Consider the following 23,648-nt stretch of genomic DNA (forward strand, 5'->3'; position numbering starts at 1 on the left):
CACGGGAGGAATCTTGACTGCGTCAGTGGTCACGCCTGATGGCAAGAGGCTCGGGGTCCAAGATAAAGGGCCCCCGTCCGGAAAGCCGGTTTTCCTGCTGCACGGAACTCCGGGCAGCAGGTTCGTCCCGGCACCGGAGGTCTCCGAACTCCGCCGAGATGGCATCAGGTTGATCACTTTCGACCGTCCCGGCTACGGCGTGTCCGACAGCCGCGAAGGCCGGACTGTCGCAGACGCGGCGGCCGATGTCAAGGTGATCGCCGACGCTCTCGGCATCGATCGGTTCGCCGTCGCCGGGCGGTCTGGTGGAGGTCCGCACGCACTGGCTTGCGCGGCGCTTCTTCCGGCACGCACGACGCGTGCGGCGTCCCTGGTCAGTTTGGCGCCGCCGGACGCGGTCGGACTCGACTGGTTCCGTGGCATGACGGAGTCCAACGTCCGCGCGTTCAAAACTGCAGAAAAGGGCCGGGACGCCGTCGCGGACAGCCTTCGCCCTGCGGCCAGGAAGATCCAACGCGATCCGGCCAGCAAGATTCAGGGTTTGTTGCAGGAGTCTCCCGAGTCCGATCGCCGCACCGTTTCCGATGCCGATATCCGTCGGATGCTCTTAAGGAATTTCGCTGAAGCGTTCCGGGGCTCCGCCGACGGCTGGATCGACGATGTCGTCGCCTTTTCCTCCGACTGGAGCTTCGACCCCGGCCAGATCAAGGTGCCGACGATGATCTGGCATGGCGAGAAAGATGTCTACTCACCGGTGGCGCATGCCGAATGGCTGGGATGCCGCATTCCCGGGGCGACTCTGAGGATCGATAGTGGAGTCGCCCACTTCGGTGCCATCGAGGTGCTTCCCGAGGTTCTGAACTGGCTCACTCGTGACTAGATCGAATAAGGCTCGAGATCGAGGTCTATTCGCCGCCAACTCCTCAGGGAACTGATCAGCGGATGGGCCTCACCCAGCCTGTCGGTCATGAGGTCAAGCGTCCGGGCCTGGAGTTCACCCGCCTGGGCCGTACGGCCCGACTCGAGCAAGGTGATCGCCAGGTCGGCCTGGCAGACGATGGTGTTGGGATGGTGAGCGCCGAGGTTCTGGACGAAGCCCGTGTGAGACTCGCGGAAGAGCCCTTCGGCCCGCTGGTGGTCGCCCAGGTCCGACAAGCAGTTGGCGACATTGATCATGCAGGTCAGCGTGTAGGGGTGAGCTGGGCCGAGGCGGTTGCGGAAGGCTCCGAGGGTCTCGTCGCCGAGGACGATCGCTTCTTCGGGACGGCCCAGAGCCCGCAGATAGATCGCGACGTTGTTGGAGGCGATCTGGACGTAGGGGTGGCTGGGCCAGAACAGCTCGACGTACTTCTCCCGCGTGGCCTCCGCCAGTTCGTACGCCCGTGCCTTGTCATCGAGCGCCCACTGGCAGGACGCGAGCTCGAGCAGCGCGGCCGGGGTCTCGGGGTGGGAGGGATAGCGCTGCTCGAACCTTTCGGCGACCCGCCTGGCAGTAACGAACGCGTCCTCCTGCCGGCCCGCCTTGCGGAGGGACGCCGACAGGCTCTTCTCAGCGGTGAGCAGCTCGATGTGGTCGTCGTCGACCCCTTCCTTGTACTTCGCGATCGTGTGGGTCAGCCACTCGGCCGACTCAATGTAGAGGCCGGTCTCGCGCAGGTCTCGTCCGAGGTTCTGAGCGGTGCTCAGGGTGTCGAGGTGCATCGGCCCGAGCACGCGGTTCATGCGGTCGTAGGTGTCCTGGTCGAGGTCGCGGGCGCTGAAGCAGTCGCCGATCAGCCGGTAGGAGACGGCCAGGTTGTTGGCCGCGTTGAGCGTCTTGTCGTAGTCCTCGCCGTAGAGGTCGCGCCAGAGTTCGTAGGTCTCGCGGTCGAGCCCGAGGGCCTTCTCGAATTCGCCCCGGGCACGTAGGTCGGCGCCCAGGGTTCCGCGCGTGAGCAGCGTGTGGGGGTGGTCGTCGCCGAGGAGGGATCGCTGGTTCTCCAGCGTCCACTCGCTGAGCTGCAGGGCGGTCTGCGTCTGGCCCAGCCAGCGGTGGGCGTTGCCGACGTTGTAGAGCATCGACAGTCGCTGCCGCTCGACCTGGCCGAACTTCGTCTCCCAGAAGTCGGCCAGCCGCTGCCCGAGGTTGAGGGCGTTGGTGTACTGACCTCGGCGGTTGTAGTAGCGCACCCGGTCGATGAGGAGTTTGCGGGTGTCCTCCTCCATGCAGTTCTCGGCCTCGGACGGCAGCAGGTGCGGCCAGATGATGTCGTAGCGGGGCCAGTTCGCCGGGTCGTCCACCTCGCCCTTTCTGGGGCGCGCGCCGACCAGGATGTGGTGCACCTCGTGTGAGGTGGTCTCGATCTCCTCGGTGGTCATCTGGTTGCGGATCACGGTCTGCACCAGCCGGTGCAACTGGATCGTGTTGGTGGCCGGGTCGACCTTGGCCAGGGCGAACCGGGTCACCTCGCGGATCAGCCGGCCGATCATGACCTTCTCGCCGCGCAGGCCCGGGTCGTACTGGAGCAGCGCGCGCATCATCTCGTCGCTGTAGATCAGTTCCTGGGAGATCGGTTCCGGCGCGAAGAAGGCGCAGAGCTGGAGCAGCCGGACCGCGGCCGGAGAGCGTTCCTTCAACTGGGCCAGCGAGATGTTCCACGTCTGCGCCACCGGCAGCGGATAGCCGCGCGGCGGTTCGTTGAGCAGCAGCTCGGCGCTCTGCTTCAGCTGCGTCAGATAGGCGGACGCCGGCACCGCGGTCTCCGCCAGCCAGGCCGCCGCCTGCTCGATCGCCAGCGGCAGATGGCCGAGCTCCTCGGCGATCGCGAGCGCGCCCTCCCGGTCGAGGGCCGGGACCCGGCGGTTGAAATGCTCCAGGCTCTCCTCTTCGCTGAACACGTCGACCTCGAGCGGTGTCGCGACGTCGGCCCAGGAGCGGTTCCTGGACGTCACCAGGACGTGCCCGGTGCCTCCGGGCAGGTGCTCCTGCAGCTGCTCGGGGTCGCGCGCGTTGTCGAAGACCAGGAGCCAGCGCATCTGGCCGATCCGGAGGGCCTCCCTGGCGGCCTCGGCACCGGCCAGGACGCTGTCGCCGAACCGGATGCTGAGTTTTGTGGCCAGCTCGGCGAGGGCGGAGTTGATGAGGTCGGGCTGTTCCGCGGAGATCCACCAGACCAGGTCGTAGTCGGCCCGGAACCGGTGGGCGTACTCCAGCGCGACCTGGGTCTTCCCCACGCCGCCGAGCCCGTGCAGCGCGATGGTCTGCTGGGGCTGGGGGACCGTCCGGGTGATGCCCACGAGCTGGTCGCGGAGGGTTTCCAGCGCGGTGCTGCGTCCGGTGAAGGTGTTGTTCCTCGGCCCGACGTTCCAGATCGTCGGCGCCGTGCCGGGGAAGCGCGACCCGAGCTGCAGGTCGGTGGTGTAGTCGCGCGGGTCGCGTCCGACGACGCGGAGCAGGGCCTCGGTCGCCTGCTCGGCGTTGAAGCGGAACAGGTCGACGGGCGGCTGGTCGCCGAAGGGCGCGGTCAGCCGCACGTCCGCCACCCGCAGCGCCACCACCGAGCGGGGGTTCAGCAGGTCGGAGGGCTGGCGCGGGCCGTCGTGGCTGGACAGGACCCGCATGTAGGCCGGGGACAGCACCGCCATGACCTGCATGTGCGGATCGAACGCCTGCTCCGCGTTGCTCGTCGACAGGGCCTTCGGCACGACCCGGGAACCCGCGCGTTCCAGCACCGAGCCGATCCAGTCGGCCCACATCCGGTCTTCCGGTACGTAGCTCAGCAGCACTTCGGCCTGGTCGGCGACGCGGCGGCGGGTGAAGGCGTCGAGCCAGCAGGTGCGCAGGGCGCCGTCCATGGGGGGCAGTCCGTTCACGGTGCCCTCGGTGATCGCTCCGGTCAGCCGCTCGTAGGCGGCCAGCAGCGAGGTGGGCGATCCGGAGCCGTCTCCGAAGGTCGCCAGGGTCTCTTCGAAGGCGTAGAAGCGTTTGTACGGAATCTCGACCGCGCCCCAGTAGCGATTGCGCTCCTCGGCGGACATCCCCGCCGGCAGGTTGTCGAACCGGCTCCGCGCGAGCTGGCGTCCGGCGTCGAGTTTCTCCTTCTCGCCGTCGTCGATGCGCATCGGGACCGGCAGGATGCGGATGGGCTGGGTCCGGATGCGTTCCTCGATGTAGCGCGCCACCTTGGCGGCGCCCTCGATGCTCTGATCGGCCATGGTGAAGCAGTCGACCAGGATGTCGGGCAGATGGAGGGTGCAGATGTCGGCGATGTCGCTGCGGCCGGTCCGGCTGTCGATCAGCGTGTAGTCGTAGTTGGCCTTCATGTCGGCGCGCATCGCGTCGAAGAAGAGCCCGCCGCCGAGCCGGTCGTAGAGGTTGTCCCAGTCGAAGGTGGAGACCAGCGACGAGTAGTCGCGGTTCTGCTGCCCGGCCGAGACGAAGTCGAGGGTGCCCGCACCGGGGAACTCCCATTCGAGCGACACGGCGTGCGGCATCACCTTGGCGTAGTCGAGATGCCAGTCGGTGGCCCGCTGCTGCGGCCGGATGGCCGCCCAGACGTACTCGTTGATGATGTCGATCACCCCGGGGGTCGAGGCGATCACCTCGTCTTCGAGGAAGGGGTGGAAGAACTTGTGCAGGCCCGGCGACTCCAGGTCCCAGTCGACGACGAGGACGCGCTTGCCGTTCGCGGCCAGGACCCAGGCCGTGTTGGCCAGCGCCATGGTCCGTCCCGTCCCGCCCTTGTAGGAGTAGAACGTGATGATCTGGCCTTCGCCGTCACTCATCGGGGCCTCCGCGTCCATCAGTCTGAGCTTTCCGGGCTGTTGCCCTTAGGGGGGTACGGCGTCGCCTTCCTCAGGAACTGGTTGCCCGCCCGGTTCAGCGCGTCGGGGAAGGCCCGCCGGAAGTTGGAGAAGTGGTCGATCGACTCGGTCGACAGATCGGACCAGCGTTTGTGCAACGTCGTCTGCAGCACCGACCTCAGGTGGGCCTCGTGCGCGGCGGTCTCGCCGTCGTCCCGGTTCCAGGGGATGATCACGCTGACCCAGGGCAGCTCCGCCCGGTCGAAGGCGGCGAGCGCGGCCAGGCTCGACGGGTCGGTCAGCGCCCACGGATCGATGATCATGACGCCGGGGCCCGTGGGCTGCTTGTCGGCGAGCAGGTCGGGACTGAAGTCGGACAGCGAGCCGATCTCCGTGCGGAACCCGTAGGCGTTGGCCAGCTCGAGCGCGTAGGAGAACAGCGACCTGGGCTGGTCCTCGCTGCGGAACGGGTTCCAGTCTTCCGGCAGGCGACCGTAGAAATAGGGGTTGCGGCCCGCGGGCACGGTCTCCTGGTCGGGTGCCACGACGGTGAGGGTCAGCGCCTGGGCCGCGTCGAAGTCTTCGAACGCGCTGGTGAGCGAGAGGAAGTCGAGCGGTTCGATCGGTTCGAGCCGGGTGCCCTCGCCCACTTCGACGATCCGGTTGGCGAGGGCGTGGGTGGCCACCTGGTAGGCCGGGCGGCGGACGGCCAGCTTGGTCAGGCCGTAGAAACCCTCTTCGCGGTAGCGCGGTCCCAGTTTCTCGTGGGCGAACTGGATGGAGCGGGCCGCCAGCGGAAGCGCCTCGGGCTGCATCGGCGTCCACAGCGCCGGGATGATCGCCTCGGGCCTGCGGTCGCCGAGGCCGGGCTGGCTGTTGAGCCGCTGGACGAAAGCCGTCCATTCACGACCGCAGTTGGGGCTGACGAAATAGCGGGGGGAGTAGAGCGGAACGAAGACCCGGCAGGTGGCGAGTGCCTCCGCCAATCGCTGATCCCACAGGTGGCCGGTGCGCAGTCCGCTGTCCATGAAGCCCGCCAGTGAGGGATCGAGCAGGTCGGTCATCTCGAGGATGTGGTCGCACAGATCCTTGAAGAGCTTGGCGACCCAGCGGTTGGCTTTCGGATCTTCGTTCGGGTCACGAGGGTAGCTGAAGAAAAAATAGGGCCCGCGGTGCCGACTCTCCCATCGAAGCACCACTCGTCTCCTGCCCCTTGGAAACCGTCGGCGATCTGAGCTTTCGCCATGCTAGTTCGCGTCGTGAGAACGGTGACGATCATCCGATTTCGGGCCCTGTGGAAACCTGGGAAAAAGCCTGTCCGATCTCAGGAGTTCAGGAGCCGGTTCAGCGTCCTCACGCCGAAATCGAGGGCGTCCACCGGAACCCTCTCATCGACCCCGTGGTACATCCCGAAATAATCCAGGTCTGGCGGCAGGAGCAGTGGGGCGAATCCATAGCCTTTGATCCCGAGCCGGGCAAATGATTTCGCGTCCGTTCCGCCCGACATCACATAGGGAACCGGCCGGGCGAGCGGATCTTCGGCCTTGAGCGCGTCACCCAACTCGTGGAACAGACCGGAGATCGGGGCGCTCGGTGCGTCTTCGAAGTTGATGAACTCCCGTGTCACCTTCGGTCCCAGAAGGCGATCCAGCGTCTCCAGGAATTCGTCACGGAATCCCGGCAGGAATCGTCCATCGATGTTCGCCTCGGCACGGGAGGGGATGACGTTCACCTTGTACCCGGCGTTCATGACGGTCGGGTTGGACGACGCTCGCAGAACCCCCCGGAATAGCGCCGCCGCCCGAGGAGGAACCTCGGAGAGATCTGCCGGATCGATCTCCATCCCCAGTTCGTCGGCCAGTTCGCGGATCAGCGCCGAGACGGGAGGCGTGAGGTGGATCGGCCACTCGTGGTCGGCCACCCGGGCCAGCGCCCGGGCCAGCTCCGCCACCGGATTGTCCACCGGCGGTTTCGACCCGTGCCCCGCCACCCCATGAGCGGTCACCTTCATCCACGCCGTCCCACGCTCCCCGACCCCGATCGGATAGACCCGCACCCCCGACGGCATCGTGACCGAGAACCCACCGGATTCGGAGATCGCTTCCGTACACCCTTCGAACAGGTCGGCGTGCTCGGAGACGACGTAGCGTGACCCGAACTCCCCGGTTCCCTCCTCATCCGCGAGGAAGGCCAGGACGAGATCGCGCCGAGGCCGGATCCCCTGCCGCACCCAGGCCAGCGTCATCGCGAGGCTGCCCTTCATGTCCACGGCCCCACGCCCATGGACGTATCCGTCGGTGATCTCCCCGCTGAAAGGGTGAAGCTTCCAGTCGGCGGGGTCGGCGGGTACCACGTCGAGGTGCCCATGGATCAACAGGCCGTTCGGTGAATCGCCGGGCACCCGGACGATGACGCTGGACCGCCGCGGCGCGCTCTCCACCAGAACAGGAGAAAGCCCGACTTCGGCCAGCAGCCCGGCCACGTACTCGGCGGCCTCCCGTTCGCCGGATCCCGGATTCGTGGAGTCGATTCGGATCAGTTCGGAACAGATCTCAGCAGCTTCGCTCATGATCCAACCCATACCTGATTGAGCATCCCCCTACTCACGCCACCCCACCAGAACCGCGGCCAAGCCCCCCGTTCCTCATCAGAGCGCTGAGCAAGGTGCTGACGCGTCAGCGTGATCATCGATGCCGCGCCTCGAACGCCTCCTGGTGGGCCAGTGCCGACGCCTGCGCCGAGGTCTCGGCCTCGGCCGGGACCTCTTCGGCCAGCCACGGCGTCAGGGTCTCCCGCATCTGCTCGGCGAACCGCATCCCCGTATCGGTCAGGGCACCCGATGCGAGCAGTGTCTCCACGGCCTCGGCCGTCTGGCGGCGCCATCGGGCGAATTGGGCGTGGGCGCTGAGCTCACCGGTCGTGTGCCTGCGACGGCGCCAGAAGTCGGTCACCGCGAGGTGCGCGTAGGCGCCTTGAAACAAGCCCTCTACCGGTCGCGGATCGTGCCGCCAGGGGGCGTAGTGAAGGCGGGTGTCCTGCCTGTCGAAGAGGTCGACGGCGTCGAAGATCGCGCCCAGCTTGACGTGCTGGAACTCGTGAATGATCAACAGAGCCAGGGTCGCCGGATCGGCGGGAAGCGCCACGGCGACCGCGCCGAAGGCGCTCCGGGCCGTGGAGCTGACGTCGTCGCGCGGGGAGGCGGCCAGCGGAACGATCGTCGTCAACCCGGCCCGAAGTCCCGGCGCATACTCGGGGAACTCGTTCTCGATGAGACGCCAGGCCGCGTCGAACGCCGCCTGCCAGGCTGCCAGCTCCACATCGGTCAGACGGTCGGCTGCGGAGAGTTCGTAGCAGTCGCGGAAGGGATCGGAGTCCTCGATCAGCACCCTGAAGTCGCCGCTGACCAGCTGCCGGCCCGGCAGCCACCTCGCCCCGTCCGGCATGCGCATCTCGCCGTTTACCACCGACACCCTTGCGCTCGGCCCGGTCAGGCCGACCAGGGTGCCGACCGCGGGGAAGTGGGCCGAGCCCCGCTCGACGTGGACCGTGAAGGTGCCGTCGGCGCCTGCGGTCTTCGCGATGGCCGCCACGATATTGCCCAGATAGGCGGGCGAGGTCGTCTTCCGCGCGACTCGGACCGCCCACTCGCGGACGAAGGGATGGGCGAGCACCCGGTCGACCGCGTGGCGGTGGGGCTGGTCGAACGCGGTCAGCGACGCCCAGGCCGACTCCTCTTGTGGGCGGACGATTGCGATCGAAGCACGGCGGATGCTGTTCTGAGCGGCTTCGAGGGCACGTATGTCGGGCGGCCCGCCGAGCCCGGCGGCGAGTCGGCCGAGTTCCAGTCTGTGGTTCGTCATTGAACCCGCGTCCTTGATATGAGAGATCAGTTTGAAGAGGTCCGGACAGTAGACACTCGGATTGTCGAAGGATCCGTCGCGGAACCGATGGGAATAGAGCCCCCCGCCACACGAGGCCATCAGAGGACATCGCCGGCACTCCGCGGAGAGGGCGTCGGCTCTGCCCTGCCGGGCGACGATGCCCGGGTGGGCGGCGGCCTCGCTGACCGAGTTCCGGAAGACGTTCTGCCCGGTCGCGGCCGCCCCGTCGAACGTGACCTTCAGAGAATCGACCTGTTCGTAGGAGCCGTCGGTCTCGATCACCAGCAGTGCGCTCGGATCAAGGCCTATCGCTTCGGTCAGGCTCGGTTCACCTCTGAGAGTCCTGATGACGGAGTCGAAGATGCGGATCCCGATCGGACGTCCCTGACTCTCCCAACGGTCGTGGATCGCGATCAGCCAGTCGGCGTAGGCCGTCGGTGTAGGCCGGTCGGGAGGTTCCGCCCAGGTGGCGTGGGGGAGCAGGAAGTCGACGCGCGGGGGTTCGAGTTCGCGCAGGGCCTCATAGGCCGTGATTGGGTCGTTGCGCACATCGATGGTGCAGAGCAGGCCGGAGTAGAGGTGAGGGCGCTTGCGGAGCAGGTTGACGGCCCGGACCGCCTGGTCGTAGCTGCTGCGCCCGTCACGGTAGAGGCGGTGCCGGTCGTTGGCCTCCCGGTCGCCGTCGAGCGAGATGCCGACCTTGATGTCGTGTTCGTCGAAGACGTCGAGGTGCCGTTGGTTCAACAGGACGCCGTTGGTATGAATTCTGAGATCCATGACGTGGCCCGGGGGCATCCGGCTGCGCAGCGTCACGGCGATGGCGTTCAGGCGAGCCGGCCCGGCCAGCAACGGCTCGCCTCCGTGAAGAACCACACTGACGCGTTCGAGTCCGTGCTCAACCGCGTGTTCGGCGATTCTCTCGGCGATGCGCGCGCAGGTCTCCAGCGTGATGACCGCGGGTTTCCCGCGCCAACTCTGATCGGCGTTCTCATAAACGTAGCAATGGTCGCACGCCAGGTCGCACAAGCCGTGTACCTTCAACACGAACTGGCTCAGTGGAAGAACGGACGGGGGCATTCCACGCGGGCCGGTCGTCAGAAGGCCGACTGGAATCTCGCCGCCTGGATCCACTCTGGGTTGAGAAGCCTGTCGATCGACACGGTCTCGCGGCCGGTCAGCTCGCCGATTTTACTGAATGAGACAGTTGACAGATCGGGAATCTTCGTCATGACGTCAATGTCGACGAGAGCAGAGGGTGCCAAGGTGGGTACCTCCGAATTGCTGGAAAGTTGTTCGCGATATGCGGTGCCCGTACGCCGGAAAGGCCTTCGGGAATCGACTCCTCCCAAGCCCAAGTCGGGCAGTTGGGGCGTTCGCGACGCTACGTGAGATCGGCTTGCTGGTCAATCTGGCGGAGGATTGGGGCCGCAGAAACCAAAGTCGGATGTTGACTTTATCCTTGAAATGGATGTCTCGGCTCCGGTGCAGAGACTTGCAGGCAATAATCCTATTATTTATTGAATGTCCGATATGGGGAAGTGGACATTCATTCACAAAGCCATCCAATCCTCGCGCCGTTGATGCCGAGGGTGCCGCCCTGGTGGCATAGTGTGATCATTTCGGTCGGAATCGGGTAAGCGCGCTTACCTGAAGTTGGTAGCCGTGCCCCGCGGTCCTGGGGAAGGTCTGAAATGATGGAAGTTTTGTTGTACGCATTTCCCTCGAAAATGAGGAACGATCATGAAAGGTGTTTGTCGTCTGCGGGAATTCATCGCGTGTCCTGGAAGGGCGTCTACAGGTAGAGACCCGTCTCCAGCGGAGACTCTTCCGGCCTCACCCCTGCTTGCAGCGCGAACATCTCCGCCAGCGTCAACCCGCCAGGCCCGACCCCGCCAGAACCCCCCAGCCACGCCGAAGCCTCGTCAGGCGCCATCCGCCCCACCTCGATCTGCGCCAGGCACCGCCCCGGCCGCACCACCGCCGGATGCAACCGCTGCACATCCTCATTGGTCGTGATGGCCACCAGAACGTCCCGCCCCTGCCCCAGCAGCCCATCGGTCAGATTGAGCAGTCTCGACAACCCCTGCCCGGTGGAGAGCTTCGCCTCCGCCCGGATCAGCTCGTCGCAGTCCTCCAGAACGAGAAGCCGCCACTTGCTCTCGTCGTGGTCAGGACAGTCGCACCCAACAGCCACGTCCAGCAGATAGCCCGGATCATGGAACAGTCGCTCCGGATCGAGCACACAGTCGACCTGGCACCACGCCCGCCACTCCCGCGCGAGCGTCCGCAGCAGCGTCGTCTTCCCCGTTCCAGGCGGCCCGTTGAGGAGAAGAAGGCGGCCCGGAGCGGATTCGGGTTTCAGCGCCATCAGGGCGTCCAGCTTCCCCTGAGCCAGGCGCGGGTAGTTGCGCCGGATGTCGGTCCACGCCGTCGCGCCGATCGATTTGGTCGAGCGGCGGCGGCCCTTTTCGGACATCCAGTAGAAGCCCATCGTCACGTTGTCGTCGTCGGCGGGGCGGGGCTCCTTCGCGTCCTTGACGGTCTCGGCCATGACGGCCTGGGCGAGGTCCTCGGTCGCGGCGGTGACCACGACGACCGCGTCGCCGTCCTTGTAGCGGATCACCCGCATCGTCCAGCCTTCGCCCTGGTAGAGGCGGGAGCTGGGGCCTTCGTCGGACAGGGCGGCGCGGACCAGCACGCCGCCGGACGCGGTCAGCGGTGCGTCCTTGCGTACCTTTTCCACGCTGGCGGTCTGCGCCCACGGCTGTGCCCCGGTCGCGAAGGGGGACAGGGCGAGGGCGTCGATGATGTCAGCGGGGCTGTCGCTGTCGTCTACCCACACTTTCATCTCGAGCGGAGTCATGGGTCAATGATCCCGATCTGTCGTTGAGGGTGTCGACGCATTATCCGTTTACGCGTGGGATACCGGCGCGAAATCCCGCTCCCGTAGGAAGGTGAGACATGGCGATCGATCCGTTCGTACCGTGGGGTTCCGCAACGCCAGAGGCCGGCGGGCCGCGACTGGCCGTCAAGGATGTCGTCGACGTCGAGGGGCTGCCCACCGGGGCGGGCCATCCGGCCCTCCTAGGGGCACCGGTGGAGCACGACTCGGAGGCCGTCTCCCGGCTCCGTGCCATGAGCGTCTTCATCGGGAAGACGCACACCGACGAGCTCGCCTGGAGTCTCGGCGGGACCAATCAGCACTACGGGGTGGTGGAGAACCCGGCCGCGCCGGGGCATGTGTGCGGCGGGTCGTCGAGTGGGTCCGCCGCGGCCGTCGCCGGCGGCCGCGCCGATCTCGGGCTGGGCACCGACACCGCGGGTTCGGTGCGCGTTCCGGCTTCTTTCTGCGGTCTGTACGGCTTTCGCCCGACCCATTCCCGGGTTTCCCGTACGGGCATCGTGCCGCTGGCACCCTCCTACGACGTTCCCGGCCTGCTGACCAGGGAGTTGCCGCTGCTCGAATGGGCGGCCGACGCGCTCCTCGACCCCGGGTCTTCTCCAGGCCAAGCCGAAAAGGTGTGGGTGCCGGCCGACCTCTGGAGTGAGCTCTCACCCCGGGTGGGGGCGGCGCTGGCGCCGGCGATCGCCAAACTCGGGCTGCCCGTCGACCGGACGCCTCTCGGGGCCGACGTGACCGACGCGTTCGCGATCACGCAGGCGGCCGAGGTCTGGGAGTGCCACGGCGCCTGGGTGCGGGCCGAGCGGCCCGAGTTCGGGCCCGGAGTGGCGGCGCGGTTCGAGCGGGCCGAGCGGCTCACCTCCGAGGAGGTCACCCTGGCGCTGAAGAACGTGGCCGAGACCCGGGTGCGGCTGCTCGAACTGCTCGACGGGGCCGTGATGGCGCTGCCGAGCGCGCCCGGAGTGGCGCCCGCCATCGGGAGACCCACGCGGATGCGGGCGGCCACGCTGCGGCTGACCTGCCTCGCGCCGATCGCGGGGGCGCCCGCGCTGAGCGTGCCGGTGACGTCGCTCGACGGGCGTCCGCTGGGGCTGTCGCTGATGGCGGCACCGGGGGGCGATGAGTCCCTGTTCGCGCTAGCGTCGGGGGTATGACCACGATTGGGTGGGACGACGACGCCATCGTCCTCATCGACCAGACCCGTTTGCCCGGTGAGCTCGTCCAGTTGCGGATCACCACGGTGGCCGGGCTCATCGAGGCCATCAAACGGCTGGCCGTGCGCGGGGCGCCCGCCCTCGGGGTCGCCGGGGCGCTGGGGGTGGCGCTCGCATCACGTACCGGCGAATCGATCGAAGACCTGGCGGCGGCGCGGCCGACCGCGGTGAACCTGGCGTGGGGGGTGCGGGAGGCCGCGAAGGCGGCCGATCCGCTGAAGCGGGCCCTGGAGATCCGCGAAGACGACATCCGGGCCTGCCGCGAGATGGGGGAGCGCGGCGCCGACCTGCTCACCTCCTACCGGGCGACCCGCATCATGACGATCTGCAACACCGGCGGGCTGGCCACCGTCGAGCGCGGCACCGCGCTCGGGGTCATCCAGACCCTGTTCGAGCGCGGGCGGCTCACCGAGGCGATCGCCCTGGAGACCCGGCCGCTGCTTCAAGGAGCGCGGCTGACCACCTGGGAGCTCCAGCGGATGGGCGCGCCGTTCCGGCTCATCGCCGACTCGGCCGGGCCGTTCCTGCTGGCGCGCGGGGCGGCCGACGCCGTGCTCATCGGGGCCGACCGGATCGCGGCCAACGGCGACACCGCCAACAAGATCGGTTCCTACATGCTCGCCCTCGGCGCCCACCGGGCGGGCGTGCCGTTCATCGTGGTCGCGCCCGAGACCACCGTCGACCCGCGCACGCCGAGCGGCGCCGAGATCGAGATCGAAGACCGGGGGAGCGCCGAGATCACCACGCTGCCCGGGGTCGAGACCTACAACCCCGCCTTCGACGTCACCCCCGCCGAGCTCATCACCGCCATCGTGACCGAGCGGAGGGTGGTCCGGCCCGCGCGTGGAGAAACGCTCGTTGCGTGATCAAGAAAGTCGGCGCATGCGCTAGCGTCTTGACGACTTCCGTCATGAATGAGACATCAACGGAGATGATTCGCAATGCGCACAGAGCCCCCCTTCCGCGCGGATCACGTCGGCAGCCTCCTGCGGCCGGCATCCCTGCTCCAGGCTCGTGACGACCACGCCAAGGGCGCCATCGACGCCGCCGAACTCCGCGCCGTCGAAGACCAGGCCATCCGCGATGTCGTCGCCCTCCAGGCCGACGCCGGACTCCAGACGGCCACCGACGGTGAGTTCCGCCGTGCCTCCTGGCACATGGACTTCATCTACCGCCTCGGCGGCATCAGCGTCGCCGCCGACGAGCAGATCGTCGTCAAGTTCCGCAACGACACCGAGAAGATCGAGTTCACGCCCAAGGGCATGAAGGTCGACGGGAAGATCACCCTCAACGAGACGATCTTCGGCGACGACTTCGCCTACCTCCAGAGCGTGGCCGGCGAGGGCCAGACGCCCAAGCTGACCATCCCGTCGCCCAACATGGTCCACTACCGGGGCGGCCAGGCCGCGATCGACCAGGACGTCTACCCCGACATCGAGGAGTTCTGGACCGACCTCGCGGCGGCGTACAAGACCGAAGTGGCCCGGATCGGCGCGCAGGGCTGCACCTACCTGCAGTTCGACGACACCTCGCTCGCCTACCTCAACGACCCGGCGCAGCGCGCCGAGATCGCCGCGCGCGGCGACGACGCCGACCACCTGCACCTGCGCTACATCCAGCAGATCAACGCCGCCATCGAGGGCAGGCCGGAGGGCATGCGGATCACCACCCACATGTGCCGCGGCAACTTCCGCTCCTCCTGGGCCGCCGAGGGCTCCTACGACTTCGTCGCCGAGGCCCTGTTCGGCGAACTCGGCGTCGACGGCTTCTTCCTGGAGTTCGACGACGACCGCTCGGGCGGCTTCGAACCGCTGCGCTACGTGCCCAAGGGCAAGTACGTCGTCCTCGGCCTCATCACCACCAAGTCGGGCGTCCTGGAGTCGAAGGACGACCTGAAGCGCCGCGTCGAGGCGGCCTCGAAGTACATCGACGTCGACCAGCTCTGCCTGTCCCCGCAGTGCGGGTTCTCTTCCACCGTGGAGGGCAACTCCCTCACCCAGGAGGAGCAGTCGGCCAAGCTGCGGCTGATCGTTGAGACCGCGCAGGAGATCTGGGGCTAGAGGGGCTAGACCAGGCTCAGCACCGTTGGGCATATCGGCCGTCGATATGGGCAAAGCGCCTCTCGTCCGTTCCGGCGGCCAATATGCTCGGCGTCCTGTCCAACCTGCACTGGAGTTTCTTCGTGGCCATCTCGCTGGTGACCCGCGCACAATGGGGAGCCCGCGCCCCCAAGGGGTCGTACTCCCCGCTGACGTCCACGAAGGGTGTCAAGGTCCACTACACGGGCGGGCGCGTCCCCCCTGAGATCGCCGACAACCACACCCTCTGCGTCGCGCAGGTCAAGTCGATCCAGAACTTCCACATGGACGGCAACGGCTGGATGGACATCGGCTACAGCATGATCGCCTGTCCTCACAAGAAGGTGTTCGTCGGGCGGGGTCCCGACCACCTTCCCGCCGCGAACGGGTCCGGGCTGAACTCCGACCACTACGCCGTGCTCGGGCTCGTCGGCAACGCCGGGTTCGTCAGGCCCAACGACGACCTGCTGCACGCCGTCCTCGACGCCATCGAGTACCTCCGCAAGGAGGGCGGCGCCGGGACCGAGATCAAGGGGCACCGCGACGGCTTCTCCACCGACTGTCCCGGCGCGGCGCTCTACGCGTGGGTGCAGCAGGGGGCGCCCCGGCCCGGGGGCCCGGCCGATCCGGGCAACCCGCCGGGCGGGCAGATCCCGGCGTGGCCGGGGCGGCTGTTCACCTTCCCGCCGGTCACCGTCGGTGACGACGTCAAGCGGTGGCAGCAGCAGATGAAGAAGATCGGGTTCGAGCTCGACGCCGACGGCGCCTACGGGCAGCGGTCCCGCGATGTCTGCAAGACGTTCCAGCGGCGGGTCGATCTGCCCGACGACGGGATCGTCGGACGCCGTACCTGGGAAGAGTCATTCCGTTACACGTTGTGAATTAGGGGCAGACCGGGGGCTCCCTGTTTAGAGGATCCATTTATCATCCGGAACATGAAAGTGGATCTGGCGGCCGGGTTCGAGCCCGGATCGCGGGAGGAATGGCGGGCGCTCGCGCTCGCCGTGCTGCGCAAGTCGGGATACGAGGGCGACGACCCCGAGGGGCGGCTCGCGACCCGTACCTACGACGGCGTGACGATCGCGCCGCTCTACGACGAGGCGCCTGACCTGCCCCGCCTGGTCGGGAACGCCGGGCCGTGGGACGTGCGGCAACGGCACGCCCACCCCGATCCCCGGGTGACCAGGGAGGCGATCCTCGCCGACCTCGAGAACGGGGTCTCCTCGGTCTGGCTCGATCTCACCTCGCTCGATCCGGCCACGCTGCCGGTGGCGCTCGACGGGGTTCTGCTCGACCTGGCGCCGGTCGTGCTCGACGCGGGAAAGCGCGCCGCGCAGGCCGCGCACACCTTTCTCCAGTTGAACGAGACCGCTTTTCAGTTGAACGGAAGCGGTGAATTTCCGGGCGGGAACCTGGGCTTCGCGCCCGACGATCCCGATCTCGCCGACTTCGCCGGCCGGGCCCGCGGACGGCTCCGGCTGGTCGTCGTCGACGCGCTCGCCTACCACGACGGCGGCGCCGCCGACGCGCAGGAGCTCGCCGCCTCGATCACTCAGGGTGTTCGCGCGCTGCGGCGCCTCACCGAGGCGGGGGTCTCCACCGAGCGGGCGTTCGAACTGATCGAGTTCCGGTACGCCGCCACCGCCGACCAGTTCCTCACGATCGCCAAGCTCCGGGCGGCCCGCCGCCTGTGGGCCCGGGTGGCCGAGGTGGCCGGTGGCCCGCCCGAGCAGCTCCAGCACGCCGTGACCTCGGGCGCGATGATGACGGCGCGCGACCCGTGGGTGAACATGCTCCGCACCACCCTCGCCTGTTTCGCGGCGGGGGCCGGGGGTGCCGACGCCGTGACGGTCCAGCCGTTCGACGCCGCCCTCGGGCTGCCCGACGCGTTCGCCCGCCGGATCGCCCGCAACACCCAGTCGCTGCTGGTCGAGGAGGCCGGGATCGCCCGCGTCGCCGACCCCGCCGGTGGTTCCTGGTACGTCGAACACCTCACCGACGACCTCGCGAACACCGCCTGGGACCTGTTCCAGCAGACCGAGAAGCACGGCGAGCAGGTGCTCACCGACGCCATCGCCGGGGCGCGCGCGGCCCGCGCGAAGGACGTCGCCCGCCGCAGGCACCCCATCACCGGGGTGAGCGAGTTCCCGAACCTCACCGAGAAGGTCCCCGCCAGGGAGGCGGGCCCCGGCCTGCCCGGGCAGCCCGACCGCTACGCCGGGCCGTTCGAGAAGCTCCGCGACCTCGCCGACGCGCAGGACGACCGGCCGACGGTGTTCCTCGCCACGATCGGCCCGGTCGCCGTGCACACCGCGCGCGCCACGTTCGCCGCCAACCTCTTCGCCGCCGGGGGCATCGCGACCGTGGTGGGGGAGCCGGCGGAATTCGTCCACGCCGGGACCACCGTGGCCTGCATCTGCTCCAGTGACCGCCTCTACGCCGACCACGCCGAACAGGTGGCCGCCGCCCTCAGGGAGGCCGGGGCCGAGAAGGTGTGGCTGGCCGGGAAGGGGGAGTATGGAGGTGTCGACGCCACCCTCTTCGCGGGGTGTGACGCCCTGAAGGTCCTGGAGAGCACGTTCGACGATCTGGGAGTGGACCGATGATCCCCGACTTCAGCGAGATCCCGCTCGGGAGCGGCCACGCCGAGCCCGCCAAGGTCGGCGGCGACCTCTGGGACACCCCCGAGGGCATCGCGGTCAAGCCGCTCTACGAGGCCGCCGACCTGCCCGGCTACCTGCCGACCTACCCGGGCCGCGCGCCGTTCCTGCGCGGGCCCTACCCGACCATGTACGTCAACCAGCCCTGGACCATCCGCCAGTACGCCGGGTTCTCCACCGCCGAGGAGTCCAACGCCTTCTACCGCCGCAACCTCGCGGCCGGGCAGAAGGGCCTGTCGGTCGCCTTCGACCTGGCCACCCACCGGGGCTACGACTCCGACCACCCGCGCGTCGAGGGCGACGTCGGCATGGCGGGCGTGGCGATCGACTCGATCTACGACATGCGCCAGCTCTTCGAGGGCATCCCCCTCGACAGGATGACCGTGTCGATGACCATGAACGGCGCGGTGCTGCCGATCCTCGCGCTCTACATCGTGGCCGCCGAGGAGCAGGGGGTGGCGCCGGAACAGCTCCAGGGGACGATCCAGAACGACATCCTCAAGGAGTTCATGGTCCGCAACACCTACATCTACCCGCCCGAACCGTCGATGCGGATCATCTCCGACATCTTCGAGTTCACCTCGCGGAAGATGCCGAAGTTCAATTCGATCTCGATCTCCGGCTACCACATCCAGGAGGCCGGGGCCACGCTCGACCTGGAGCTGGCCTACACGCTGGCCGACGGCGTCGAATACCTGCGGGCCGGGACGAAGGCCGGGATGGACATCGACGCGTTCGCGCCGCGCCTGTCGTTCTTCTGGTGCATCGGGATGAACTTCTTCATGGAGGTCGCCAAGCTGCGCGCGGCCCGGCTGCTGTGGGCGCGCCTGGTGAGCGGCTTCGGCGCGAAGAACCCGAAGTCGCTGTCGCTGCGCACCCACTCGCAGACCTCCGGCTGGTCGCTGACCGCCCAGGACGTCTACAACAACGTCGCCCGCACATGTGTCGAGGCGATGGCCGCCACCCAGGGCCACACCCAGTCGCTGCACACCAACGCCCTCGACGAGGCGCTCGCGCTGCCGAGCGACTTCTCGGCCCGGATCGCCCGCAACACCCAGCTCGTGCTCCAGCAGGAGTCGGGCACGACGCGGGTGATCGACCCGTGGGGCGGCTCCTACTACGTCGAGCGCCTCACCGAGGAACTGGCCGAGAAGGCGTGGGCGCACATCCAGGAGGTCGAGGAGGCCGGCGGCATGGCCCGCGCCATCGACCTGGGCCTGCCGAAGCTCCGCATCGAGGAGGCCGCCGCCCGCACCCAGGCCCGCATCGACTCGGGCCGCCAGCCGGTGATCGGGGTGAACAAGTACCGCCCCGAGGCCGACGAGCCCATCGAGGTGCTGAAGGTCGACAACAGTTCGGTACGCAAGCAGCAGCTCGCCAAGCTGGAGAGACTCAGGGCGGAACGGGATCCCCTCGCGGTGGAGACCGCTTTGAAGGCGCTCACCGAGGCCGCCGCCGGGAGCGGCAACCTGCTGGCGCTGGCCGTCGACGCCGCCCGCGCGAAGGCGACCGTCGGGGAGATCTCCGACGCGCTGGAGAAGGTGTTTGGCCGCCACGAGGCCCGCATCCGCACGATCTCGGGCGTCTACCGGCAGGAGGCCGGAGCCGGTATGGGCAGGATCGAGGAGGTGCGCGCGGCCTGCGCCGCGTTCGCCGAGGAGCAGGGCCGCCGCCCGCGCATCCTGGTGGCGAAGATGGGCCAGGACGGCCACGACCGGGGCCAGAAGGTGATCGCCACCGGCTTCGCCGACCTCGGCTTCGACGTCGACGTCGGCCCGCTGTTCCAGACGCCGGAAGAGGTCGCCCGCCAGGCGGTCGAGGCCGACGTGCACGTCGTCGGGGTGTCGTCGCTCGCGGCGGGCCACCTGACGCTGGTCCCGGCGCTGAAGAAGGCGCTCGGGGACCTGGGCGCCGACGACATCATGATCGTGGTCGGCGGCGTCATCCCGCCCGGCGACTTCGACGCCCTGCGCGCCGCCGGAGCCGACGCGATCTTCCCGCCCGGTACGGTCATCGCCGACGCCGCCCTCGGCCTGGTCGACGACCTGCGCAACCGATGATCGCCGAAGGGGTCAGAAGGGGCGACCGCCGGTCGATCGCCCGCGCCATCACCCTCGTCGAGTCGACCCGCGCCGACCACCGCGAGCAGGCCCAGGAGCTGCTCGCGGAGCTCACCCCGTCGGCCGGGAAGGCCCGCAGGGTGGGGGTCAGCGGGGTGCCGGGCGTGGGCAAGTCGACGTTCATCGAGGGCCTCGGCACGAGCCTGACCGGCCAGGGCCACAAGGTGGCCGTGCTGGCGGTCGACCCGTCGTCGACCCGGTCGGGCGGCAGCATCCTGGGCGACAAGACCCGGATGAGCCGCCTGGCGGTCGACCCCAACGCGTTCATCCGCCCCTCGCCGACCGCCGGAACCCTCGGCGGCGTGGCGAAGGCGACGCGTGAGGCGATGGTCGTCGTCGAGGCGGCGGGCTACGACGTGGTCCTCGTCGAGACGGTCGGCGTCGGCCAGTCGGAGACGGCGGTGGCCGAAATGGTCGACACGTTCCTCGTGCTGTCCCTCGCGCGGACGGGTGACCAGCTCCAGGGCATTAAGAAAGGCGTGCTGGAGCTGGCCGACGTCATCGCGGTCAACAAGGCCGACGGCGAATACGAACTGGCCGCGAAGAAGGCGGCTCGCGAGTTGTCGGGAGCGCTCCGACTGCTCAACTCCCACACCCCGGTGCTGACCTGCAGCGGAATGACCGGGGCGGGCCTGACCGAGCTGTGGGCGCACATCCTCAAACACCAGAACACGACCGACCTGACGGCCAAACGGCAACGCCAGGCGGTCGACTGGACGTGGGCCATGGTCCGCGACCGGGTGCTCACCGACCTTCGCCGGCGCACGCGACGCATCGCCCCGGAGATCGAGCAGCAGGTCCTCGACGGCGTACTCACCCCGGCACAGGCGGCCGACCTGCTCTACAGGTCCAGTGACGACCCGCCGAACCGGTCCTGAAGGAAGCGGCCCTGGTCTTTGAGAGCCTGCTCGTCGCCCGCGTGCACGGCGTCGGCCACCCGGCCCAGGCCGGTTTTCAGCAGGTCGAGCTGGTTCAGCAGTTCCGCGTGGGCGGCCTCTCTCCGTGCCAGGGGAAGCCGTCCATAGGCGTCCAGGCTGGTCGGGAGGTAGTCGCGGATCGTCTGCGACACCACGTGCAGGTGGTCGGGGGACTGGACGCGGCCCAAGACGCCGCGCAGCGTCTCCGCCAGTTCCACCACCCGCTCGATCACGTCGGGTGGGAACCCGCGCAGCCGCCCGACCAGCGTGTCCAGCTCCACCCGCAGCGCCGACGTCTCGGCCTCGGCGAGGGACAGCACCACCCTGGTCCTGTCCGAGGGGGCCAGCAGAGCGCCCAATCCGTACAGGCCGAAGACCACGACGGGCCAGAGCGAACCGGCGACGCCCAGGAAGACCAGGCCCACCCCGACCAGCCCGCAGATCGAGCCGACGATGTTCTTCGTCGAGCCGAGGTAGGTCAGGATCCGGTCACTGGTAGCCACGGATCTCCTTGAACGCCTCGGCCAGCGAGCCGTTCCTGGCGTCGAAGACGGCGCCGCCGGTCAGCTTGGCGATGTCGTTCATCTCGTCGACGTCGCTGTCGCCGAAGAGGACCACGAAAGTCCGCACCGTCTTCTTCTCGGGGGGAAGCGCCTGGTAGAAGAGCTGGAAGTCGGAGAAGGTGGAGCCGTCGGTGTTCTCGCCGTCGGTCATCAGCACGATCGACGAATAGCGCTCGGGGTCGACCGGCTCCTCGTAGGCGGCCCGCAAAGCGTCGTAGATGGCGGTTCCGCCGCCGGCCGAGAGGCTTTCCGCGCGGCTCCTGATCAGGGCGAGCATGTCCTCCGGATCGCGCTCGGGGAGCTCGTAGTCGTGCTGTGGCTTGGTCCGGTCGCTGAACGGCAGCAGCGTCACGAACTCGCGGTTGCGGAACCGGGAGAACGTCCCGTAGGCCGAGGTGTCGGCGCCGGTCAGCGTGACGAGCGCGGTGCGCAGGCCGTCGATGCGGTCGCCCTCCATCGAACCGGAGGTGTCCAGCACGAACACCGCCCGCGCGGGCACCCGCACCTGGTTCAGGTAGGCCCCGATCAGCTCGTCGGCGGCCGAGCGCCGGTTCGGGAACGGCAGCTCGACCAGGGTGGCCGACCCGAACTCGGGCGCGAGCGCGACCCCGGGCACGATCGGCCGCCGATGGGTGGCCGTCATGATCTTCTGCTGGGTCTCGGGTGTACGCAGCCACGACGTCAGCTTGTCGTACTGCTCCTTCCGCGACGACGAGGTGAGCAGGGTGAGCGGGTAGTCGGCCGACACCACCCCGTCGGTCGGATAGACGAGGGTCAGCTTGTCGCGCAGGCCGAGCAGCACCGACTCGTAGTTGACCAGCCCGTCGACGTCGGGCCGGGCCGTGTAGGCCTCCGCCAGCCAGCCCGACGACCCCGACGTGAGCTTCTGCGCCGAGAAGAACTGCTTGAGCTTCGGCGTCACGGCCGCGATCGTCCGCGCGTCGAGGGCCTCCCCGGCGTCCGACAGCGCCGCCGCCACCCCGACCAGCGCCGAGAAGCCGGAGTTGGAGGAGGCCGGGTTGGTCATCCCGAACGTGAACCTGCCCGAGGACGCCGCCGCGGCGATGTCCGTCCAGGTCACCGGCTTGGTGTCCCAGCCCAGTTCGGCGGCCTTGGCGGCCTTGAGCCCGAGCACCACCGGCGAATTCATGATCTTCGTCTGGGTCGACAGCCGCTCGCGGGCGCCGTCGATCAGCGACAGGTAGCGGTTGGAGGAGAACCAGATCGCGTCGTAGTCGCCCGCGTCGCCCCGGGCGACCTGCTCGGCACCGTCGAGGGTGCCGGTGTAGGTGAACTCGACCTCGACGCCCGACTCCTTGAGCAGCGGTTCCAGGTCGGCGACCTCGCTGCCGGCCAGGATCCGGAACGGCTCGTCGGTGGAGCACGCCGTCAGTGACGCCGCTACCAGCAGCAGCGCGAGGAGGGCCCGTTTCACCGCTCGCTCCGGTCGAGGTACTTCTGCGCGTTCTCGATCTCCACGGTCAGGCTGCCGATCGTGGTCGCCATGTTGTCGACGGCGCGTGAGCGGAACTCGTCGATCGTGTCGATGGTGGCGTAGATGTTGTCGAACGCCTTGCGCAGCGCGTCGAGGTCGATCGTGGTCGCGGCGGCCTGCGCCTGGATGTCGGCGGCCTGGCCGCGCAGCAGTTCGCTGGTCGACACGATCAGGTCGGAGGTGGTCGCGTTGAGCGCGGTGATCTGGTCGAGCACCAGCTTCTGCCCGGCCAGCGCCTGGGCCACCACGACCGCCGTGCGCAGCGCGGCCATCGTCGTCGTGGTGGCGCGGTCCACGCCCTTGATGAGCTCCAGGTTGTTCTTGCGCACCAGGTCGAGCGCCAGGTAGCCCTGGGCCGAGACGGCGAGCTGGGTCAGCAGGTCCTGGTGGCGCTGCCGGATCGCGAACAGGGCGTCGCTGCGCAGCGCGGTGACCCGCTCCTCGTCGGTCTCGCGCAGGATCAGCTCCTCGATCTCCGCGTCGAGGGCGGCGGCGAGCATCGCGTACTCCTGGAGTTTGAGCATCGCGTCCCACAGCAGGCGGCGCTCGCCCTCGATGGCGGCGTTGTCCTTGCGCAGTTCGTCCTGGCCCGACTTGAGCGAGCGCACGATGTCGTCGAGGTGCTTCTGCGCGCTCTGGTATTTGGCGAAGTAGTCGCGCAGCCGGTTCGGCAGCAGGCCCATCAGGCGGCGGCCGGTGGTCGCGTTCTTCGGGTCGAGGTCGACGATCGTGCGGCGCAGCGACACCAGGTCGCCCGCGACCGGGCCCTCGGAGGCGCGTAAGGGGCGCTTCAGCATCCGGTTCGACACCTGCGACGACGAGCCGATCTCGCTCGCGCCCATCGCCGTGATGTCGGCGACCTTCTTGGTGAAGTCGGGGGAGCGCGGGTCGATCGCGGCCAGTTCCCCGGCGAACGCGCGGGCCCGCTCGGACAGTTCGGCGTCGCGCTGCTCCGACACCGGCATCATGCGGGAGGCCTTCTCCACCGGGACCGGCGGCACCGGGTCGGGCGGAGTGAGTACGAGGTCCATCAGAC

Annotated in this window: 17 protein-coding genes; 8 read left to right on the forward strand and 9 right to left on the reverse strand. The window is 68.4% G+C overall.

Annotated elements, in window-relative coordinates; genetic code table 11:
* The first annotated feature begins 25 nt into the window (after positions 1-25).
* Complete coding sequence (locus ACYQ78_RS04735) at positions 26-880, forward strand: alpha/beta fold hydrolase (protein ID WP_459799751.1); 855 nt, start codon at positions 26-28, stop codon at positions 878-880.
* Here ACYQ78_RS04735 and fxsT read toward each other — a convergent pair.
* The 6 genes from fxsT to ACYQ78_RS04765 form a co-directional block, all read right to left on the reverse strand.
* Positions 877-4,764: an FxSxx-COOH system tetratricopeptide repeat protein gene (gene fxsT, locus ACYQ78_RS04740; RefSeq protein ID WP_459799418.1), complete on the reverse strand. Its 3,888-nt coding sequence runs from the start codon at positions 4,762-4,764 to the stop codon at positions 877-879. The two genes, ACYQ78_RS04735 and fxsT, sit on opposite strands and share 4 nt — an antisense overlap.
* Before the next feature lie 17 nt (positions 4,765-4,781).
* Positions 4,782-5,981: a TIR-like protein FxsC gene (locus ACYQ78_RS04745; RefSeq protein ID WP_459799419.1), complete on the reverse strand. Its 1,200-nt coding sequence runs from the start codon at positions 5,979-5,981 to the stop codon at positions 4,782-4,784.
* A 125-nt stretch (positions 5,982-6,106) separates the two neighbouring features.
* Positions 6,107-7,351, reverse strand: coding sequence for a M20/M25/M40 family metallo-hydrolase (locus ACYQ78_RS04750; RefSeq protein ID WP_459799420.1), 1,245 nt, complete (start codon positions 7,349-7,351; stop codon positions 6,107-6,109).
* A gap of 115 nt (positions 7,352-7,466) precedes the next feature.
* Positions 7,467-9,740, reverse strand: coding sequence for an FxsB family cyclophane-forming radical SAM/SPASM peptide maturase (locus ACYQ78_RS04755; RefSeq protein ID WP_459799421.1), 2,274 nt, complete (start codon positions 9,738-9,740; stop codon positions 7,467-7,469).
* Positions 9,741-9,757: 17 nt separating this feature from the next.
* Positions 9,758-9,892, reverse strand: a complete 135-nt coding sequence (locus tag ACYQ78_RS04760; protein ID WP_459799422.1) for a hypothetical protein — start codon at positions 9,890-9,892, stop codon at positions 9,758-9,760.
* A gap of 563 nt (positions 9,893-10,455) precedes the next feature.
* Positions 10,456-11,526 (reverse strand): DUF5925 domain-containing protein, encoded by a 1,071-nt coding sequence (locus ACYQ78_RS04765; RefSeq protein ID WP_459799423.1) that lies wholly within the window; start codon positions 11,524-11,526, stop codon positions 10,456-10,458.
* Positions 11,527-11,624: 98 nt separating this feature from the next.
* On the opposite strand from ACYQ78_RS04765, the gene ACYQ78_RS04770 reads away from it, so the two are divergent.
* The 7 genes from ACYQ78_RS04770 (at position 11,625) to meaB (ending at position 20,515) form a co-directional block, all read left to right on the forward strand.
* A complete protein-coding gene (locus ACYQ78_RS04770; RefSeq protein WP_459799424.1) occupies positions 11,625-12,719 on the forward strand; it encodes an amidase family protein in 1,095 nt (364 codons plus the stop codon).
* Entirely contained in the window at positions 12,716-13,645 is a 930-nt protein-coding gene (mtnA, locus tag ACYQ78_RS04775; RefSeq protein ID WP_459799425.1) for an S-methyl-5-thioribose-1-phosphate isomerase, read from the forward strand. The genes ACYQ78_RS04770 and mtnA overlap by 4 nt, the downstream gene beginning before the upstream one ends.
* A gap of 75 nt (positions 13,646-13,720) precedes the next feature.
* A complete protein-coding gene (locus tag ACYQ78_RS04780) occupies positions 13,721-14,839 on the forward strand; it encodes a 5-methyltetrahydropteroyltriglutamate--homocysteine S-methyltransferase (protein ID WP_459799426.1) in 1,119 nt (372 codons plus the stop codon).
* Between the two features lie 83 nt (positions 14,840-14,922).
* Positions 14,923-15,738: a peptidoglycan recognition protein family protein gene (locus ACYQ78_RS04785; protein WP_459799427.1), complete on the forward strand. Its 816-nt coding sequence runs from the start codon at positions 14,923-14,925 to the stop codon at positions 15,736-15,738.
* Between the two features lie 54 nt (positions 15,739-15,792).
* Positions 15,793-17,463: a methylmalonyl-CoA mutase family protein gene (locus ACYQ78_RS04790; RefSeq protein ID WP_459799428.1), complete on the forward strand. Its 1,671-nt coding sequence runs from the start codon at positions 15,793-15,795 to the stop codon at positions 17,461-17,463.
* The gene (gene scpA, locus ACYQ78_RS04795; RefSeq protein ID WP_459799429.1) at positions 17,460-19,577 is read left to right on the forward strand and encodes a methylmalonyl-CoA mutase; all 2,118 of its coding nucleotides are present in this window, start codon (positions 17,460-17,462) and stop codon (positions 19,575-19,577) included. Before ACYQ78_RS04790 ends, scpA begins: the two co-directional genes overlap by 4 nt.
* Positions 19,574-20,515 carry a methylmalonyl Co-A mutase-associated GTPase MeaB gene (gene meaB, locus ACYQ78_RS04800; RefSeq protein WP_459799430.1) on the forward strand — a complete coding sequence of 314 codons (942 nt, stop codon included), beginning with the start codon at positions 19,574-19,576 and terminating at the stop codon, positions 20,513-20,515. The genes scpA and meaB overlap by 4 nt, the downstream gene beginning before the upstream one ends.
* On the opposite strand, the gene ACYQ78_RS04805 is transcribed toward meaB, so the two are convergent.
* From ACYQ78_RS04805 to ACYQ78_RS04815, 3 genes are read right to left on the reverse strand one after another with little or no spacing between them, the layout of a single operon-like run.
* The gene (locus ACYQ78_RS04805; RefSeq protein WP_459799431.1) at positions 20,479-21,057 is read right to left on the reverse strand and encodes a hypothetical protein; all 579 of its coding nucleotides are present in this window, start codon (positions 21,055-21,057) and stop codon (positions 20,479-20,481) included. The two genes, meaB and ACYQ78_RS04805, sit on opposite strands and share 37 nt — an antisense overlap.
* Entirely contained in the window at positions 21,044-22,552 is a 1,509-nt protein-coding gene (locus tag ACYQ78_RS04810; RefSeq protein ID WP_459799432.1) for a vWA domain-containing protein, read from the reverse strand. The genes ACYQ78_RS04805 and ACYQ78_RS04810 overlap by 14 nt, the downstream gene beginning before the upstream one ends.
* On the reverse strand, positions 22,549-23,643 hold the full coding sequence (locus tag ACYQ78_RS04815; RefSeq protein WP_459799433.1) for a toxic anion resistance protein: 1,095 nt from the start codon (positions 23,641-23,643) through the stop codon (positions 22,549-22,551). The genes ACYQ78_RS04810 and ACYQ78_RS04815 overlap by 4 nt, the downstream gene beginning before the upstream one ends.
* Positions 23,644-23,648: the final 5 nt, after the last annotated feature.

It is taken from the genome of Herbidospora sp. RD11066 (assembly GCF_054661255.1).

What these genes read in the sequence shown, in the direction of transcription:
- ACYQ78_RS04780 (WP_459799426.1), top strand. Translation starts at nt 13,721, where the DNA reads ATGCGCACAGAGCCCCCCTTCCGCGCGGATCACGTCGGCAGCCTCCTG.
- ACYQ78_RS04765 (WP_459799423.1), bottom strand. Translation starts at nt 11,526, where the DNA reads ATGACTCCGCTCGAGATGAAAGTGTGGGTAGACGACAGCGACAGCCCC.
- ACYQ78_RS04770 (WP_459799424.1), top strand. Translation starts at nt 11,625, where the DNA reads ATGGCGATCGATCCGTTCGTACCGTGGGGTTCCGCAACGCCAGAGGCC.
- fxsT (WP_459799418.1), bottom strand. Translation starts at nt 4,764, where the DNA reads ATGAGTGACGGCGAAGGCCAGATCATCACGTTCTACTCCTACAAGGGC.
- ACYQ78_RS04755 (WP_459799421.1), bottom strand. Translation starts at nt 9,740, where the DNA reads ATGCCCCCGTCCGTTCTTCCACTGAGCCAGTTCGTGTTGAAGGTACAC.
- ACYQ78_RS04785 (WP_459799427.1), top strand. Translation starts at nt 14,923, where the DNA reads ATGCTCGGCGTCCTGTCCAACCTGCACTGGAGTTTCTTCGTGGCCATC.
- mtnA (WP_459799425.1), top strand. Translation starts at nt 12,716, where the DNA reads ATGACCACGATTGGGTGGGACGACGACGCCATCGTCCTCATCGACCAG.
- meaB (WP_459799430.1), top strand. Translation starts at nt 19,574, where the DNA reads ATGATCGCCGAAGGGGTCAGAAGGGGCGACCGCCGGTCGATCGCCCGC.
- ACYQ78_RS04790 (WP_459799428.1), top strand. Translation starts at nt 15,793, where the DNA reads ATGAAAGTGGATCTGGCGGCCGGGTTCGAGCCCGGATCGCGGGAGGAA.
- ACYQ78_RS04815 (WP_459799433.1), bottom strand. Translation starts at nt 23,643, where the DNA reads ATGGACCTCGTACTCACTCCGCCCGACCCGGTGCCGCCGGTCCCGGTG.
- ACYQ78_RS04750 (WP_459799420.1), bottom strand. Translation starts at nt 7,351, where the DNA reads ATGAGCGAAGCTGCTGAGATCTGTTCCGAACTGATCCGAATCGACTCC.
- scpA (WP_459799429.1), top strand. Translation starts at nt 17,460, where the DNA reads ATGATCCCCGACTTCAGCGAGATCCCGCTCGGGAGCGGCCACGCCGAG.
- ACYQ78_RS04760 (WP_459799422.1), bottom strand. Translation starts at nt 9,892, where the DNA reads ATGACGAAGATTCCCGATCTGTCAACTGTCTCATTCAGTAAAATCGGC.